A 3006-nucleotide genomic window follows, 5' to 3' on the forward strand; every position below is an offset into this window, starting at 1 on the left:
CGATGATCGGGAGGGCTCCGCCGGTCTCCTCGTGCACGAAATGCACCACCTTGCGGGCTTTCTCGGTCAGCGGCCGGCCGGACAGGCCGCCCGCCTCCGCCGCCCGCGGCTGGTCCGCCGCGGCCAGGCCGTCGCGGGCCAGCGTGGTGTTGGTCGCGATCACGCCGGCCGCGCGGTGCGCCAGACAGACCTCGAGCAGGTCGGCGATGGCCGGCTCGGCCAGGTCGGGCGCGATCTTGACCAGCACCGGCGTCTTGCCGGCCAGTGCACCCAGCAGCGAGGCGATCGCCGACTTGTCCTGCAGCGTCCGGAGCCCGGGTGTGTTGGGCGAGGAGACGTTGATCGCGATGTAGTCCGCATGCTGCTGGAGCAGGTTGTAGGACGTCACATAGTCCTCGACCGCCGCGTCGAGCGGCGTGATCTTGGACTTGCCGAGCGAGACGCCCAGCGGATAGCCGAGATCGCCGGCCGCTTCGAGCCGCGCGGCCAGCGCGGACGCGCCCTCGTTGTTGAAGCCCATCCGGTTGATGATCGCCTCGCTGTCCCGCAGCCGAAACAGCCGTGGCCGGTCGTTGCCGGGCTGCGCGTGCGCGGTCACCGTGCCGACCTCGACGAACCCGAACCCGAGCGCCGGCCAGGCGTTGAGCGCGACGCCGTTCTTGTCCATCCCGGCGGCCAGCCCGACCGGATTGGGAAACCGCACCCCGAACACGTCAACCGGCTTGCTGACCGCATACCGCCGCCGCATCAACGCCAGCGACCGAGACCCCAGCCCGGCAAGCCGCCGCAGCGTGAACTCGTGCGCCTTCTCGGCATCTCCCCCGCCGACCCGGAAGAGCACGGGCCGCAGCGCCCGCTCAAACGCGGTCACGATCGCCTCCCGACATCACCGCGGGCACCCGCGTCCCCGGCGCGGGCGGCGAACCGCCCGGCGCGGGAAGAGTGACGACCAGGTCGAACAAACCCGCCACCCCGAGCCGACCGCCGCAGCCGACGTCCCGCACGCGCATCCCCGGCGCAGGCGCCGAACCGCCCCGCGCGCGAGAAGTGACAACCAAGTCGAACAAACCCGCCACCCCGAGCCGACCGCCGCAGCTGGCCGGCCGAGCCGGACGCAAACACGGACGAGGCCGCGCCGACGCGGGTGGACGGTCCATCCGGCCGGCGAGTGGTCGTCATTCCGCGGCCCGCAGGTCGGCGTGCAACTCCTGCAGCGAGCGGACCGTCATGTCGCCGCGCATCAGGGCCTCGATGCCCATCACCGCGGCCGCCGCGCCCGGCACCGTGGTGATGCTCGGGATGTCCGCCGTCACCGCCGCGCTGCGCAGCTCGTACCCGTCCGAGCGGGCCGAGGCGCCCGAGCCCTGCGGCGTGTTGATGATCAGGGCGATCTCGCCCGCCTGGATCAGGGCGATCGCGTTCTGGCCCGGGCTCTCGAAGTGCTTCGGCACGACCTCGCACTCGATGCCGTGCCGGCGCAGCACCTCGCCCGTGCCCGCGGTGGTCACGATCGTGAAGCCCAGGTCGGCCAGCCGCTTGATCGGGAAGATCATTGACCGCTTGTCCCGGTTGGCCACCGACACGAAGATCTTCCCGCTGGTCGGCAGCGAGCCGTACGCCGCGGCCTGCGACTTGGCGAACGCCTGCCCGAAGCCGGCGTCGATGCCCATCACCTCGCCGGTCGACTTCATCTCCGGGCTCAGCAGGCTGTCCACGCCCTGCCCGCTCGGCGTGCGGAACCGCTTGAACGGCAGCACCGCCTCCTTGATGGCGATCGGCGCCGACGGCGGCGTGTGCCCGCCGTCCTGCGTGGGCCGCAGCAGGCCCTCCGCCCGGAGCTCCTTGATCGTCGCGCCGAGCATGATCCGGGCCGCCGCCTTGGCCAGCGGGATCGCCGTCGCCTTCGAGACGAAGGGCACGGTCCGCGAGGCGCGCGGGTTGGCCTCCAGGACGTAGAGCGCGTCGTCCTTCAGCGCGTACTGGACGTTGAGCAGGCCGCGCACGCCGACGCCGCGGGCGATCGCCTCGGTGTAGCGACGCACCTCGGCCAGGTGCGAGCCGGCCAGCGTGACCGGCGGCAGGGAGCACGACGAGTCGCCGGAGTGGATGCCGGCCTCCTCGATGTGCTCCATCACGCCGCCGAGGTAGACCTCGCCGGTGGCGTCGCAGAGCGCGTCGACGTCGATCTCGATGGCGTCGTCGAGGAACCGGTCGACCAGCACCGGGTGGTCCGGCGAGATCTCGGTGGCCCGGTCGATGTAGCCGTTGAGCGTCGGCTCGTCGTACACGATCTCCATGCCGCGCCCGCCGAGCACATAGGACGGCCGGACGAGCACCGGATAGCCGATCTCGTCGGCGATCGCCTTGGCCTCCTCGAACGAGGTGGCCGTGCCGTGGTCGGGCGAGCGCAGCCCGGCCTTGGCCAGCACGTGGCCGAACATGCCGCGGTCCTCGGCCAGGTCGATCGACTCCGGCGACGTGCCGACGATGGGCACGCCGGCCGCCTTGAGCCGCCGGGCCAGCCCGAGCGGCGTCTGGCCGCCCAGCTGCACGATCACCCCGATCACACCGGGGCCGCCGGCCGCCTTTCCCGAGAAGTCCTCGGCGTGCCAGACCTCGAGCACGTCCTCGAAGGTGAGCGGCTCGAAGTAGAGCCGATCGGCCGTGTCGTAGTCGGTGGAGACCGTCTCCGGATTGCAGTTGACCATGACGGTCTCGAAGTCGACCTCGCGCAGGGCCATCACCGCGTGCACGCACGAGTAGTCGAACTCGATGCCCTGCCCGATCCGGTTCGGCCCCGAGCCCAGGATGATCACCTTGGGCCGGGCCGACGGCGCGACCTCGGTCTCCTCGTCGTAGGACGAGTAGTGGTACGGCGTGTCCGCCTCGAACTCGGCCGCGCAGGTGTCGACCGTCTTGTAGACCGGCCGCACCCCGAGCCGGTGCCGCAGCGACCGCACACCGTCCTCGCCGGCGAACTCCGGCCGCAGCGCCGCGAGCTGCCGG

2 protein-coding genes are annotated in these 3006 nt (G+C 71.8%); both read right to left on the bottom strand.

Features of this window, described 5'->3' with window-relative positions; translation table 11 throughout:
• On the bottom strand, positions 1-871 hold an 871-nt coding region (locus AB0M20_RS35240; RefSeq protein WP_364304818.1), incomplete at its 3' end, for a quinone-dependent dihydroorotate dehydrogenase.
• Between the two features lie 304 nt (positions 872-1175).
• Positions 1176-3006: carbamoyl-phosphate synthase large subunit (carB, locus tag AB0M20_RS35245; protein ID WP_364304821.1), on the bottom strand; the 1831-nt coding region annotated here is incomplete at its 5' end.

Source organism: Actinoplanes sp. NPDC051633 (assembly GCF_040681735.1).
Taxonomy (GTDB): Bacteria; Actinomycetota; Actinomycetes; order Mycobacteriales; family Micromonosporaceae; genus Actinoplanes.